At 61.6% G+C, this 12880-nt stretch carries 12 protein-coding genes; 8 read left to right on the forward strand and 4 right to left on the reverse strand.

What is annotated here, in order from left to right; translation table 11 throughout:
• The first annotated feature begins 112 nt into the window (after window positions 1-112).
• The 4 genes from tgt (at window position 113) to secF (ending at window position 4981) form a co-directional block, all read left to right on the forward strand.
• A complete protein-coding gene (gene tgt / locus PQR40_RS31845) occupies window positions 113-1318 on the forward strand; it encodes a tRNA guanosine(34) transglycosylase Tgt (protein ID WP_408225327.1) in 1206 nt (401 codons plus the stop codon).
• A 206-nt stretch (window positions 1319-1524) separates the two neighbouring features.
• On the forward strand, window positions 1525-1854 hold the full coding sequence (gene yajC / locus PQR40_RS31850) for a preprotein translocase subunit YajC (RefSeq protein ID WP_169486259.1): 330 nt from the start codon (window positions 1525-1527) through the stop codon (window positions 1852-1854).
• Window positions 1855-1972: 118 nt separating this feature from the next.
• The gene (secD, locus tag PQR40_RS31855; protein ID WP_408225324.1) at window positions 1973-4012 is read left to right on the forward strand and encodes a protein translocase subunit SecD; all 2040 of its coding nucleotides are present in this window, start codon (window positions 1973-1975) and stop codon (window positions 4010-4012) included.
• Window positions 4013-4030: 18 nt separating this feature from the next.
• Window positions 4031-4981, forward strand: a complete 951-nt coding sequence (secF, locus tag PQR40_RS31860; RefSeq protein WP_408225321.1) for a protein translocase subunit SecF — start codon at window positions 4031-4033, stop codon at window positions 4979-4981.
• A 158-nt stretch (window positions 4982-5139) separates the two neighbouring features.
• Here secF and PQR40_RS31865 read toward each other — a convergent pair whose 3' ends face one another.
• The 4 genes from PQR40_RS31865 to PQR40_RS31880 all read right to left on the reverse strand — a co-directional run bounded on the left by PQR40_RS31865 (window position 5140) and on the right by PQR40_RS31880 (window position 8479).
• Complete coding sequence (locus PQR40_RS31865) at window positions 5140-6417, reverse strand: MFS transporter (protein WP_408510633.1); 1278 nt, start codon at window positions 6415-6417, stop codon at window positions 5140-5142.
• A 288-nt stretch (window positions 6418-6705) separates the two neighbouring features.
• The gene (locus PQR40_RS31870; protein WP_408225938.1) at window positions 6706-7275 is read right to left on the reverse strand and encodes a YceI family protein; all 570 of its coding nucleotides are present in this window, start codon (window positions 7273-7275) and stop codon (window positions 6706-6708) included.
• 71 nt (window positions 7276-7346) lie between these two features.
• A complete protein-coding gene (locus tag PQR40_RS31875) occupies window positions 7347-7910 on the reverse strand; it encodes a YceI family protein (RefSeq protein ID WP_325043415.1) in 564 nt (187 codons plus the stop codon).
• A gap of 8 nt (window positions 7911-7918) precedes the next feature.
• On the reverse strand, window positions 7919-8479 hold the full coding sequence (locus PQR40_RS31880; RefSeq protein WP_408390749.1) for a cytochrome b: 561 nt from the start codon (window positions 8477-8479) through the stop codon (window positions 7919-7921).
• 489 nt (window positions 8480-8968) lie between these two features.
• Here PQR40_RS31880 and PQR40_RS31885 point away from each other — a divergent pair, with 489 nt between their 5' ends.
• From PQR40_RS31885 to PQR40_RS31900, 4 genes are read left to right on the forward strand one after another with little or no spacing between them, the layout of a single operon-like run.
• Window positions 8969-9709, forward strand: coding sequence for a paraquat-inducible protein A (locus PQR40_RS31885; protein WP_408510634.1), 741 nt, complete (start codon window positions 8969-8971; stop codon window positions 9707-9709).
• 7 nt (window positions 9710-9716) lie between these two features.
• Entirely contained in the window at window positions 9717-10367 is a 651-nt protein-coding gene (locus tag PQR40_RS31890) for a paraquat-inducible protein A (protein ID WP_408225309.1), read from the forward strand.
• Window positions 10360-12018: a PqiB family protein gene (locus PQR40_RS31895; RefSeq protein ID WP_408225306.1), complete on the forward strand. Its 1659-nt coding sequence runs from the start codon at window positions 10360-10362 to the stop codon at window positions 12016-12018. The genes PQR40_RS31890 and PQR40_RS31895 overlap by 8 nt, the downstream gene beginning before the upstream one ends.
• Window positions 12015-12755, forward strand: a complete 741-nt coding sequence (locus PQR40_RS31900; RefSeq protein ID WP_408225303.1) for a PqiC family protein — start codon at window positions 12015-12017, stop codon at window positions 12753-12755. The genes PQR40_RS31895 and PQR40_RS31900 overlap by 4 nt, the downstream gene beginning before the upstream one ends.
• The last annotated feature ends 125 nt before the right edge of the window (window positions 12756-12880 follow it).

Raw genomic sequence — 12880 nt, forward strand, 5'->3', positions numbered from 1 at the left:
GCAGCGACAGATCGGCGCCGCATCTCAAGTTTTCTTTACCCAGCCGCCGTGGCCTACCCGGCGGCGTTCATCGTTTGCGCCGGACTGTTCTCCGGTAGCACAGGAGTCCCCCATGACCGACGGTCATAGCCACGATACAAGCAGTACCTGCAATACCTGCGCGCACACTCCTGAGCGCCCTGACAACGGCCTCAAATTCGAACTGCTCGGCACCGACGGCCAGGCGCGGCGCGGTCGCGTCACACTGAATCACGGCGTGGTCGAAACCCCGATCTTCATGCCGGTCGGCACCTACGGCACGGTGAAGGCGGTCCAGCCGCGCGAGCTCGAAGAAATGCACGCGCAGATCATCCTCGGCAATACGTTCCACCTATGGCTGCGCCCGGGCCTGGAAACGATCGAGGCGCACGGCGGCCTGCATGGCTTCATGGGCTGGAAGAAGCCGATTCTGACGGACTCGGGCGGGTTTCAGGTGTTTTCGCTCGGCGATCTGCGCAAGATCACCGAAGATGGCGTCACGTTCGCGTCGCCAATCAACGGCGACAAGCTCTTCCTGTCGCCGGAAGTGTCGATGCAGATCCAGAAGGTGCTGAACTCGGACATCGTCATGCAGTTCGACGAGTGCACGCCGTACGCGACCAACAACGTGCCGACTTCGCATCAGGAAGCCGCCGATTCGATGCGCATGTCGATGCGCTGGGCCAAGCGCTCAATCGACGAATTCAACCGCCTCGGCAATCCGAACGCATTGTTCGGCATTGTCCAGGGCGGCATGTTCGAGGACCTGCGCGACGAGTCGCTGGCGGGTCTCGCGGCGATGGATTTCCACGGTCTCGCGATCGGCGGCCTGTCTGTTGGCGAGCCGAAAGAAGACATGATGCGCGTGCTGAATCACATCGGCCCGAAGCTGCCGGCCGACAAGCCGCACTATCTGATGGGCGTCGGCACACCGGAAGATCTGGTGGCGGGCGTAGCCGCCGGCGTCGACATGTTCGACTGCGTGATGCCGACCCGCAACGCACGCAACGGCTGGCTCTTCACGCGTTTTGGCGACATCAAGATCCGCAACGCCGCGCACAAGAACTCGCTGCGCCCGCTCGACGAGCAATGCGGTTGCTACACCTGCCGAAATTTCACCCGCGGCTACCTGCACCATCTGCATCGTGTAGGGGAAATCCTCGGTGCGCAGTTGAACACGATCCACAACCTGCACTACTACCTGGAACTGATGCAGGAAATGCGCGACGCGATCGACGCAAAACTGTTCGAGCCTTTCCGCAAGCGCTTCCACGAGAACCGCGCGCGCGGCATCGACTAGCCGGCAATCGGCAATCAACTGACGAATTTGCTGGAGGAATCCGTCGGCTCGGCGCAGAAAACCTTACAATTAACTTTCGTTGACGGTGAAAAAGGCTTTAACCGTTTGATCCCAAAGCCGATTCGCCGCGCCGACGCGCGCAAGGCCGGTGGTAGAATAACCGGCTGATTTTTTTGATTGTTTTGATTTATAACGGAGAGACCAACGTGTCGTTCATTACCGATGCCTTTGCCCAAGGCACAGCAACAGGTGGCATTGAATCGAACCTGATGAGCTTCCTGCCGCTGATCCTTATGTTCGGCGTGCTGTACTTCATCATGATTCGCCCGCAAATGAAGCGCCAGAAGGAACATCGCAACATGCTCTCCGCGATGGCGAAGGGCGACGAAGTGGTCACGAACGGCGGCATCGTCGGCAAGGTGACCAAGGTGGGTGAGGCTTACGTCGGCGTCGAAATCTCGGAAGGCACGGAAATCACCGTGCAAAAAGCGTCGGTTACGACGATTCTCCCGAAGGGCACGATCAAGTCGCTGTAAGGCCTGCTCTCTCGCGTCCGGCGCGGCCTCGCCGGCGGTTTTCGCAGAACAACGCTGAACTGCCCGCGCTCATCGCCGGACGCATCGCTTCCAAGCCAACCTTCCCGTTGGACCACTCATGAATCGTTACCCCCTCTGGAAATATGCCGTGATGCTGGTGGCTCTGGTCATCGGCCTCGTGTACACGCTGCCCAACCTGTTCGGCGAAGCGCCGGCGGTGCAGGTGTCGAGCGGCAAGGCAACAGTCAAGCTCGACTCGACCACGCTGTCGGCAGTCGAAGCGGCGCTCGCTGCCAATCAGATCAAGCCTGACGAAGTCACGTTCGACAATTCGTCGACCAACGCGAACATCCGCGTGCGCGTTCCCGACACCGACACGCAATTGCGCGTGAAGGACCTGCTGCAAAAGTCGCTGAACAGCGACCCGACCGATCCGCAGTTTGTCGTTGCCCTGAACCTGCAAAGCGCGTCGCCGCGCTGGCTGACCGCAATGCACGCGCTGCCGATGTACCTCGGTCTCGATCTGCGCGGCGGTGTGCACTTCCTGCTGCAGGTCGACATGGCAGGCGCGCTGAACAAGAAGCTCGATTCCGACGCTTCCGATGCGCGCACCATGCTGCGTGACAACAACATCCGCGACGGCGGCGTGAACCGCGTCAACCAGACGGTGGTGATCAATTTCGCCGACCAGGCCACGGCGGACGCAGCGATCAAGCAACTGGGCCGCGGCATCGGCGAACTCCAGTGGGCCTCGCAAGCGAACCCTGACGGCGGTGTGCAACTGGTCGGCACGTTCACGCCGGCGGTGCAGAAAGCCGTGCAGGACGCCGCGCTCAAGCAGAACATCACCACGCTGCATAACCGCGTCAACGAACTCGGCGTGGCCGAGCCGGTGATCCAGCAGCAAGGCTCGGACCGTATCGTCGTCGAACTGCCAGGTGTGCAGGACACGGCGAAGGCCAAGGACATCATCGGCCGCACGGCAACGCTCGAAGCGCGCCTTGCCGATCCGGTGAACACGCATCCGAATCCGTCCGATCCGGTGCCGCCGGGCGACGAGCTGTTTACCCAAGGCAACCAGACGCCGGTGCTGTTGCGCAAGCAGATCATCTTCACGGGTGACCGCATCATCGACGCGTCGGCTGGCTTCGACGAACATCAGCGTCCGTCGGTCAATATCCGCCTCGACTCGGCGGGTGGCCGCGCGGTGCGCAGCGTCTCGCGCGACAACATCGGCAAGCCGATGGCCATGGTGCTGTTCGAGAAGGGCAAGGGCGAAGTGCTGACGGTGGCGACCATCCAGTCGGAACTGGGCGACCGCTTCCAGATCACGGGCCAGGCCACGCCGCAAGGCGCCGCCGACCTCGCGCTGCTGCTGCGCGCCGGTTCGCTGGCCGCGCCGATGGACATCATCGAAGAACGCACGATCGGCCCGAGCCTCGGCGCGGACAACATCAAGAAGGGCTTCCACTCGGTGGTGTGGGGCTTCGCGGCTATCGCCGTCTTCATGATTGCGTACTACATGCTGTTCGGCGTGATCTCGATGATCGGCCTGTCGGTCAATCTGCTGCTTCTGATCGCCGTGCTGTCCATGTTGCAGGCCACGCTCACCTTGCCGGGTATCGCCGCTATCGCGCTCGCGCTCGGTATGGCGATCGACGCGAACGTGTTGATCAATGAACGCGTGCGTGAAGAATTGCGCCACGGCGCGCCGCCGCAGCTGGCTATCCAGAACGGCTACGCGCATGCATGGGCGACGATTCTCGACTCGAACGTCACCACGCTGATCGCCGGTCTCGCGCTGCTCGCCTTCGGCTCCGGCCCGGTACGCGGCTTCGCGATGGTCCACTGTATCGGTATCCTGACCTCGATGTTCTCGGCCGTGTTCTTCTCGCGTGGCCTCGTGAACCTCTGGTACGGCGGCAAGAAGAAGCTCAAGTCGCTGGCCATCGGTCAGGTGTGGCGCCCGCAGCCAGAAGGCATCGACGGCGCTGCCGCCTACCTCGGTAACGAAGATGCAGCGACCGACACAGCGCGAGCCGTCGCAGCGGCCAGCGCCAAGCCGAAGGCCAAAGCTGCGGCCCAGGCGCGTAGCAAGCCGACCGTGCGCCGCCGTGACGCGTCCAATACGCCGCAGAAACCGGGTTCATCCCGCTGAGTCCCGGAGAACAAGACCATGGAATTTTTCCGTTTTCGCAAAGACATTCCGTTCATGCAGCGTGCGTTGCTGTTCAACGCAATCTCGCTGCTGACGTTCGTCGCTGCTGTGTTTTTCCTGCTGCATCGCGGGCTGCATCTGTCGGTGGAATTCACCGGCGGTACCGTCATCGAAGTGCAGTATCCAGGCGCCGCGCCGCTCGAACCGGTGCGCGGCACGCTCAACAAGCTCGGCTATCCCGACGCGCAGGTGCAGAACTTCGGCACTTCGCGCGACGTGCTGATCCGTCTGCCGCTCAAGCAGGGCTACACGTCGGCGCAACAGAGCGACCAGGTGATGGGCGCGCTGAAGGGCCAGGATCCGCAGGTGCAGTTGCAGCGCGTCGAGTTCGTCGGCCCCCAGGTCGGCAAGGAACTCGCTACCGACGGCCTGATGGCGCTGGCTTGTGTGGTGGTCGGCATCGTGATCTATCTGTCGTTCCGCTTTGAGTGGAAATACGCGGTGGCCGGCGTGATCGCGAACTTGCACGACGTGATCATCATTCTCGGCTTCTTCGCGTTCTTCCAGTGGGAGTTCTCGCTGTCGGTGCTGGCGGCAGTGCTCGCGGTGCTCGGCTACTCGGTGAACGAATCCGTCGTTATCTTCGACCGGATTCGTGAAACCTTCCGCCGCGAACGCAAGCTGACCGTGATCGAGGTGATCAACCACGCGATCACCAGCACCATGTCGCGCACGATCATCACGCACGGCTGTACGCAGATGATGGTGCTGTCGATGTTCCTGTTCGGCGGCCCGACGCTGCACTACTTCGCTCTGGCACTGACGGTCGGTATTCTGTTCGGTATCTACTCGTCAGTGTTCGTCGCCGCGGCGCTCGCCATGTGGCTCGGCGTGAAGCGCGAAGATCTGGTGAAGGACAAGAAGGAACGCACCGATCCGGACGATCCAAACGCAGGCGCGCAAGTCTGATTTTGCTGTCGATCGCGTCGCAATGAAAAAAGGCCGGTTCTCTCGAACCGGCCTTTTACGTTTACCGCTTTTACCGCACGACTCTGCTCTAACTTGCTGCTCTCGCGCCCTATACGCTCGCCGAGCCCTGTCGCGCAGCAGGATAACGTGGCAACGTGTTAGCGGAACCCAAGCTTGCGCCGCGCCGCCATTAGCGCGACCAGGCTAACCACCGCGGCAAAAATCATGTAGTAGCTCGGCGCGGCCTTCGAACCTGTGAAACTGATCAGCCACGCGATGATGAACGGCCCAAAGCCGCCGAAGATCGTCACGGCAATGTTATAGGCCAGCGACATGCCGGTCGTACGCGTCTGCACCGGGAACATTTCGGAGAGCAAACCCGGCAGTGCCGCGAAGTAACCTGTCATCAGAAAGCCGAACACGATCTGCAGCACCATCAGCGTGCCGAAGGTCGGATGCGCGACCAGATACACGAATGCCGGGTTGATCAGCACGAGCAGCAGGAGTGCCGATATCAGCATGATCGTGGTGCGCCCGTGACGGTCAGACAGATGGCCGACCAACGGCGAAAATACCATCTGGATCAAACCGGTTAGCGCAATCGCCGCGAACGCGACCGAAGGCGCCAATCCCAACTGCTTCACGCCGTAGGTCGGCATGAACAGCACCAGATAGGTCGACACCGTACCGAGCACCACCACGCCGATCGCAATCACGAGGCTCAGCTTCTGGCTGGCGAAGGTGTCGCGCAGCGGCGTCGTGGTAGTTTCCGCTGCGAGAAACTCCGGCGTTTCGTCGAGCTTGGTGCGGATGTACCATGCCACTGGTCCGATCAGAAGACCAAAGAAGAACGGCACGCGCCAACCCCACGAGCCCATCTGCTCAGGCGAAAGCTTGCCGGTCAGCAGCACACCGAAGCCGGCCGCGAGCAGCGTGGTGAGCCCCTGGCTCGCGACCTGCCAGCTCGCGAAGAAACCACGCCGCCCCGGTACGTGTTCCGCGAGAAAAGCCGTGGCGCTGCCGAACTCGCCGCCCGCCGAAAAGCCTTGCATCAGACGCGCCGCCACGAGAATCACGGGCGCCGCAATGCCGATGCTTTGATACGTCGGCAGCACCGCGATGATGAGCGTGCCGCACATCATCAGCAGGATCGACAGCGTGAGCGCCGCCTTGCGTCCGGCGCGGTCGGCGTAAGCACCGATCACGATCGCGCCGAGCGGTCGCATGAAGAACGACACGCCGAAGGTGCCGAGCGTCAGCAGCAGCGAGACCGTGTCGTTACCCGCCGGGAAAAACAGCTTCGCGATGATGACCGCAAAAAAGCCATACACCACCAGATCAAACCATTCCAGCGCGTTGCCGATCGAGGCGGCGGCCACCGCGCGCCACGAATTTTGCCGGCTCCCCGCCAGGCTTGCCGCTGTCGTTGCATTCATGCAGATCTCCAATGCGCGCTAAATATTATTAACGTAGGCTTGACGCGCCCACTTTGCCGAACCGGATGCGCGCACAGCCAATACGGCGTCAGCGCTCTATGTACCTGAAAAATTAAAACGAGGCGAGCGACAAATGGGCGATGACGGCGGCATAGGGCTTCCAGCGCGCCGAGCAGGCAATAAAAAACCGCTTCATCGCAAAAGCGAATGAAACGGTTTTTGTTGCGACGCAACGGCAGCGCCGTGAGCGGCCTTAAATACGAATACGTAAAAGGCTCACTAAAGCGCTTATTGCTTGATGCCCTCAGATTGAATATGCAGCTTGGTATCCATACTGAAACCGTACTTCGCGCCGAAATCCATACCGTAGTCGGCCCGGCTGAAATGGGCGCTCGCTTCCACGCCGCACACTTCGCGCTTGAGCACCGGGTGCTGCATGCACTTGAACGATTCGATCTTCAGATTCAGCGGCTTGGTCACGCCACGAATCGTCAGGCTGCCGACCACTTCGACCGGCTTGTCGCCGTCGAACCTGATATCGGTACCTTTATAAGTCACCGACGGATACTTGGCGACGTCGAAGAATGCGTCCGTCTTCAGATGCTCGTCGAGCTTGCTGTTACCGGTATCGACCGAAGCCGGGTCAACCGTGACGTCCACCGTGCCGGTTTTCGCCGCGCGGTCGAGCGTGACCGTGCCGGAGCTCTTGGTGAACTTGCCGCGCCACACCGAGAGGCCGCCGAAGTGATCTGCTTCGAAGCTCGGATAGGTGTGGGTCGGATCGAGCTGATAGGTATCGGCAGCAGCAAACGCGCCGAGCGAGAAAGAAGAAGCCAGTGCGCCGACGGCGATCAACAGGGAAGTTTTCAATTCATGCTCCTTTGTTCTGGAAGGAAAGCTGCTGCGCCCGAACGGCGGCACAGCGTACGTCACTTGCGTGCTGCAACGATATGAAACTTGATCACCACGTCATCGGCGACCACCGAGGTGTCTTTCCATTCGCCAGTGCCGATGTCGAATTGCGAACGCTTGATCGACAGCGAGCCGTCGAAGGTTTGCGTCGCGCCCTGCTGGGTGACCGTGACCGGCACCACCACAGTTTGCGATTTACCCTTGATGGTCAGCTTGCCGGTGACCTTGAACTGGTTGCCGCCGGCCGGCGCAATCGCGCTCGACACGAAAGTTGCAGTCGGATAGGTCTTCGCGTCGAACCAGTCCTTGCCGCGCACCTGGTCGTTGTAACTTTCGTCGCCGAGATCGTAACTGCCGACGTCAATGCTCAGTTGGGCACTGCCGTCAGCCGGTTTTGCCGGATCGAACTTCACTTGCGCGGTGAATTTACCGAATTTACCTTCTACCGGCACGTTCATCTGCTTCGACGTTGCCGTCACCGAGCTCTTCGAGACGTCGACCTGCGCGAGCGCACTGCCGGCGGCTGTCAGCGAGGCCGCCGCAAACGCGGCGAGCATGTAGCGATAAAACGAGACTTTCATGGTTATCCTTATTTGATGAAAGGGAGCATGCGCGACAGCAAGCCGTCGCGGTCCAGCCATTGATGCTTGAGCGCCGCCGCGACGTGCAGCGCGACCAGCACGAGCAACGTGTAATTCAGCGTGATATGGACGTTCTTCAGCAACTCCTTGAGATGCGGGTCCGGCGCGATCAGGCGCGGCAGCGGGATCAGTCCGAGGTACACCACCGGCACATTGGCCGCCGAGCTATACAGATAGCCAGATACGGGAATCGCGATCATCAGCACGTAGAGCAGCAGATGCATGAGATGCGCGGCGGCGCGCTGCCAGGACGGCATGCGGCGCGGCAGCGGCGGGGCCGCGTGGGTGGCGCGCCACAGAATGCGCAGCACGGCGAGCGCGAACACCGTCACGCCGATCCATTTGTGCCAGGAGAAGTAGCGCAGCTTGGTGGGCGTGAAGCCGGGAATGTCGGTCATCACCCAACCGAGCGCGAAGCCACACACGATCAGCAGCGCGATCAGCCAATGAAAGGCGATGGCCGTCCGCGTGTACGACTCCCGGCCACCGAAAGAAGGATTGAGTGCCATGACAGGTCAGCGCAAGTTAAGAGAGGTTAACGGCGCAGCCGGCCCTGCTATTCCATGCTGCCAATGCATGTTGCATCGTGCGACTCGATAGAAAGCATGGCGGCCGCGGCACACGCCAAGGCCGCCATGCTACCGCAAGCGGAAAAAGCTGGCTGTGTCGACCAGAGTTAGCGCTTTAGCACTTACTCCGATCCCATGCAAAGCGCTTACTCTGGTCCCACGCAAAGCCACAGGCCCGAAACGCGGCTAGACAGAAAGTTTTCCCGCGTGCAGTACAGTATTGAACAATTGGGGACGGAATCTGTCAGAGCCCATTGATTGTGTGTAAGACTAGTCCTGATGCCCGCGCCGCCTGCCCCACGGCGGCGCCAGGCGCAATGGCCTGCCCAGCGGCGAAGCGCGTTTGGTACTATTGCTCCACGCTTTCTGCAGCGCGGCCCTAAAACCGGCATCGCACGCCTCCCCTCATGTCGTTAGCCCTTCTGCCGTATGGAACATGACAACCTGATCGCGTGCCATGAATGCGATACGCTGTTCCGCAAGCCCCGGCTTGTCGGGCGAGCGGTCGCGCGCTGTCCGCGCTGTCCGCGCTGCGGCGCAACGCTCTATCGCGGCGTCTCCCGCAAGCTCGACAGTATCTGTTCGATGACGTTGGCCGCGCTGATCACCTTCCTGATCGCTCAGGGCTTCCCGATCGTCGAACTCGAAACCAACGGCATCACCTCGCAGACCACGCTGTTCGGCGCGCTCATCGCACTGTGGGGCGAGGACATGCAGATCGTCGCGGTCATGGTGTTCTGTTCGACCATCCTGTTCCCGCTAACCGAGCTGGTCGCCCTTCTCTACGTGCTGATCCCGCTGCGCGCCGGCTACGTGCCGCCCGCCTTCAACCGCGTGTTGCGCGCCGTTCAATTCGTGCGGCCGTGGGGCATGATCGAAGTGTTCATGCTCGGCGTGCTGATCACCATCGTGAAGATGGTGAGCCTCGCGCGCGTGATTCCCGAAGCAGCGCTGTTCGCCTTCGGCGTGCTGACACTGATGTTCGCCGTGGTTGTCACATTCGACCCGCGCATCCTGTGGGACCTCGCCGACGAACTGGGCGCGCGCAGCCAGAGACCGCAGCCGCGCACCTCAGCGGACAGCGCGGCGGTCGCGGTCAGTTCGCTTGACGACCCCGCGGTGCAATCCCCATTGCCGCCAGACGCGCCGCCGGCGCCGCATCAGGGATGAGCGCACGATGAAATACGTCACCGCAAAGCGCGCGGGTCTTGTCTCCTGTCATGCGTGCGGACGCGTCGAGCCGCGAATCCGCTCCGTCACACCGCAGCACTGCAGTCGCTGCGGCGCCGCCCTTCACGTGCGCAACCCCGATAGCCTGATGCGCACCTGGGCGCTGCTCATCGCGGCGGCGTTGCTGTATATTCCCGCGAATCTTCTGCCGGTCATGCACACGTCGTCACTGCTCGGTTCGGAAGACGACACCATCATGAGCGGTGTCGTGTACTTCTGGACCTCGGGCGACTGGCCGCTGGCCGTGATCGTGTTCATCGCCAGCATCATGGTGCCAATGCTCAAACTGAGCGTGCTGGTGCTGCTCACCGCCACCGCGCAGCGCCGTTCGCGCTGGCGGCCCGAGCAACGCACCACGCTCTACCGGATGGTCGAGCGGATCGGACGCTGGTCGATGCTCGACGTATTCGTCGTCACGCTGACCGTTGCGCTGGTACGTTTCAAGTCGCTTGCTGTGATCACGGCCGGACCCGGCGCGATTGCCTTCGGTTCGGTGGTGATTCTGACGATGATGGCATCCATGCAATTCGATCCACGGCTCATCTGGGACAACGTGGAAGGCCGCACTCAAAAACCTCAGGACCTCAACCATGACTAGCCCGCAAGGACCGACGCCCGCCTCCGATGCGCCGCGCAACGATTCGAACGGACCCAGGCTGCCGCCCCAACTGCCGGATCCCGACATCGAGCCGCGCAGCCGCTGGCTGCCCTCGCTGGTCTGGGTGATTCCGCTGATCGCCGCGCTGATCGGCCTCGCGCTTGTGATCAAGTCGGTGACCGAAAAAGGCCCGACCATTACGATCACGTTCGTCAGCGCCGAAGGCCTCGAGCCCGGCAAGACCAAGGTCAAGTACAAGGACGTCGACGTCGGCTCGGTGAAGACCATCACGCTGTCGAAGGATCTCTCGCACGTGCTGGTTCAGGTGCAGCTCACCAAGGAAGGCGAAGACTTCGCGGTGAAGGATTCGCGCTTCTGGGTGGTGCGCCCTCGCGTCGGTGCGAGCGGGGTATCGGGACTGACCACACTGCTCTCGGGTGCGTACATCGGCGCGGACGCCGGGCACTCACCGGACACCGAGAAAAACTTCGTCGGCCTCGAAACACCGCCGCCGATTACGGGCGACCAGAAGGGCCACCAGTTCATTCTGCACGGTGACTCACTCGGCTCGATCGACATCGGCTCGCCAATTTTCTACCGGCGCGTGCAGGTCGGCCAGGTGGTCGGCTTCTCGCTCGACAAGGACGGTACCGGTGTGACGATGCAGGTATTCGTGTCGGCGCCGTTCGACCAGTACGTCGGCACCAATTCGCGATGGTGGCATGCGAGCGGCGTCGATCTACGGCTCGACTCGAGCGGCTTCAAACTGAATACGCAATCGCTTGCGACGGTGATCGTCGGCGGCTTGTCATTCCAGTCGCCGCCTGGCCAGAGCGTGGGTGCGCAGGCACCGAACAACATGACGTTCCGCCTCGCCCCGGATGAATCGGACGCGATGCGCGAACCGGACGGCGTGCCATTGCGCGTAGTCATGAACTTCAATCAGTCGCTGCGTGGCTTGTCGGTCGGCGCGACGGTCGATTTCCGCGGCATCGTACTGGGCCAGGTGACCAATATCGGCATCGACTACGATCCGAAGACGCGCAGCTTCACGATGCCGGTAACGATGAACCTGTATCCGGACCGCCTCGGCAAGCGCTTCCGCGAAACCGCGCCGACGCCGGGCACCCTGGCGGGTCAAAGCCTGCTGCAACAGCTCGTCAAGCATGGCCTGCGCGGCCAGTTGCGCACCGGCAACCTGATTACGAGCCAGTTGTACGTGGCGCTCGATATCTTCCCGAAAGCGCCGCCGGCTACGGTTGACGTAACGGGCGATCCGCTCGAGTTGCCGACCATTCCGAACTCGCTCGACGAACTGCAGGTGCAGGTTGCCGACATTGCGAAGAAGCTCGACAAGGTGCCGTTCGATCAGATCGGGACGAACCTGAACAGCGCATTGAAGAATGCCGACCAGCTGTTCACGCGACTCGACAAGGAAGTCGTTCCGGAGGCGCGCGATACCCTGGCCGCGGCGAAGCAGACCTTCGGTTCGGCCGAGGCGACGTTGCAACAGGACTCGCCGTTGCAGTCGGATGTTCATCAGGCGTTGCAGGAACTGACACGCACGCTGCAGTCGCTGAATGCGCTGTCGGATTATCTGGAGCGTCATCCGGAATCGCTGTTGCGCGGTAAAACAGGAGATAAACCATGATGTTTGCCCGGCTCCCCCGCCCGCCGCGCGGGTTCTTGCGCGGTGCTGCCTGTGTTGGCGCTCTGGCTGGACTGCTGGCGATGGCGGCATGTTCGTCGCCGAGCAGCCGCTTTTATACGCTCGGCGCGGATGGTGCACCTGCCGGCTCAGCGGCGCCGGTTAGCGCCCGGACGACGGCCGCGCCGGCGTGGCTGATCGAAGTCGCGCCGATCGACGTACCGCCGCAAGTGGCGAAGAATCAGCTTGTCGTGCAGACGGGCCCTACGCAGGTCCAGGTGCTCGAACAGGAGCGTTGGGCTTCGTTGCCGGGCGATGAGATCCGGCGGGCTTTGTCGACCAGTCTCACGCAGCAACTCGGCACGATCGATGTGTACGGCACGGCTTATCCGGATGCGACACCTGTGTATCGGGTCAGCCTGAATGTGCAGCGGTTCGAGTCATGGCCGGGGTCGCATGCATTGATCGATGCGGTCTGGAGTGTGAGGGCTGTACGTAGTACTGCTGTGATGACCTGTCGGAGCGTGGTGAGTGAGCCGGTTAGCGGCGGGTATGACGCTCTTGTTAATGGGCATCGGGTGGCGTTGCAGCAGATTGCTTTGCAGATTGCTTCTGCTGTGCAAGGAATGGCATCTGTTGCTCCGCAAGGGAAGGCTGGGGGGAGTGGGAAAGGGGCTGTTTTTGCCGTGCCGGCGTGTCCTTCTGCTGTTGTGGTTGGGGCTGCCTCTGCCGGTAGTTAATGGCTTTTTTTTGCCTTTGCGGCGCTTTGTCTGTTTGCTTATGGTGTTGGCCTTTCCTTGAATTGTTATTGGTCTATTAGCGTTCGCCCCTGTGCGGGGCAGGCACTTACTTTCTTTGCCGCCGC

The organism is Paraburkholderia sediminicola (assembly GCF_046026855.1).
GTDB lineage: Bacteria > Pseudomonadota > Gammaproteobacteria > Burkholderiales > Burkholderiaceae > Paraburkholderia > Paraburkholderia sediminicola_A.

Excerpts from the sequence above, each read along its gene's own strand:
- tgt (WP_408225327.1), top strand. The coding sequence starts at position 113 with ATGACCGACGGTCATAGCCACGATACAAGCAGTACCTGCAATACCTGC.
- secD (WP_408225324.1), top strand. The coding sequence starts at position 1,973 with ATGAATCGTTACCCCCTCTGGAAATATGCCGTGATGCTGGTGGCTCTG.
- secF (WP_408225321.1), top strand. The coding sequence starts at position 4,031 with ATGGAATTTTTCCGTTTTCGCAAAGACATTCCGTTCATGCAGCGTGCG.
- PQR40_RS31865 (WP_408510633.1), bottom strand. The coding sequence starts at position 6,417 with ATGAATGCAACGACAGCGGCAAGCCTGGCGGGGAGCCGGCAAAATTCG.
- PQR40_RS31875 (WP_325043415.1), bottom strand. The coding sequence starts at position 7,910 with ATGAAAGTCTCGTTTTATCGCTACATGCTCGCCGCGTTTGCGGCGGCC.
- PQR40_RS31880 (WP_408390749.1), bottom strand. The coding sequence starts at position 8,479 with ATGGCACTCAATCCTTCTTTCGGTGGCCGGGAGTCGTACACGCGGACG.
- PQR40_RS31885 (WP_408510634.1), top strand. The coding sequence starts at position 8,969 with ATGGAACATGACAACCTGATCGCGTGCCATGAATGCGATACGCTGTTC.
- PQR40_RS31890 (WP_408225309.1), top strand. The coding sequence starts at position 9,717 with ATGAAATACGTCACCGCAAAGCGCGCGGGTCTTGTCTCCTGTCATGCG.
- PQR40_RS31895 (WP_408225306.1), top strand. The coding sequence starts at position 10,360 with ATGACTAGCCCGCAAGGACCGACGCCCGCCTCCGATGCGCCGCGCAAC.
- PQR40_RS31900 (WP_408225303.1), top strand. The coding sequence starts at position 12,015 with ATGATGTTTGCCCGGCTCCCCCGCCCGCCGCGCGGGTTCTTGCGCGGT.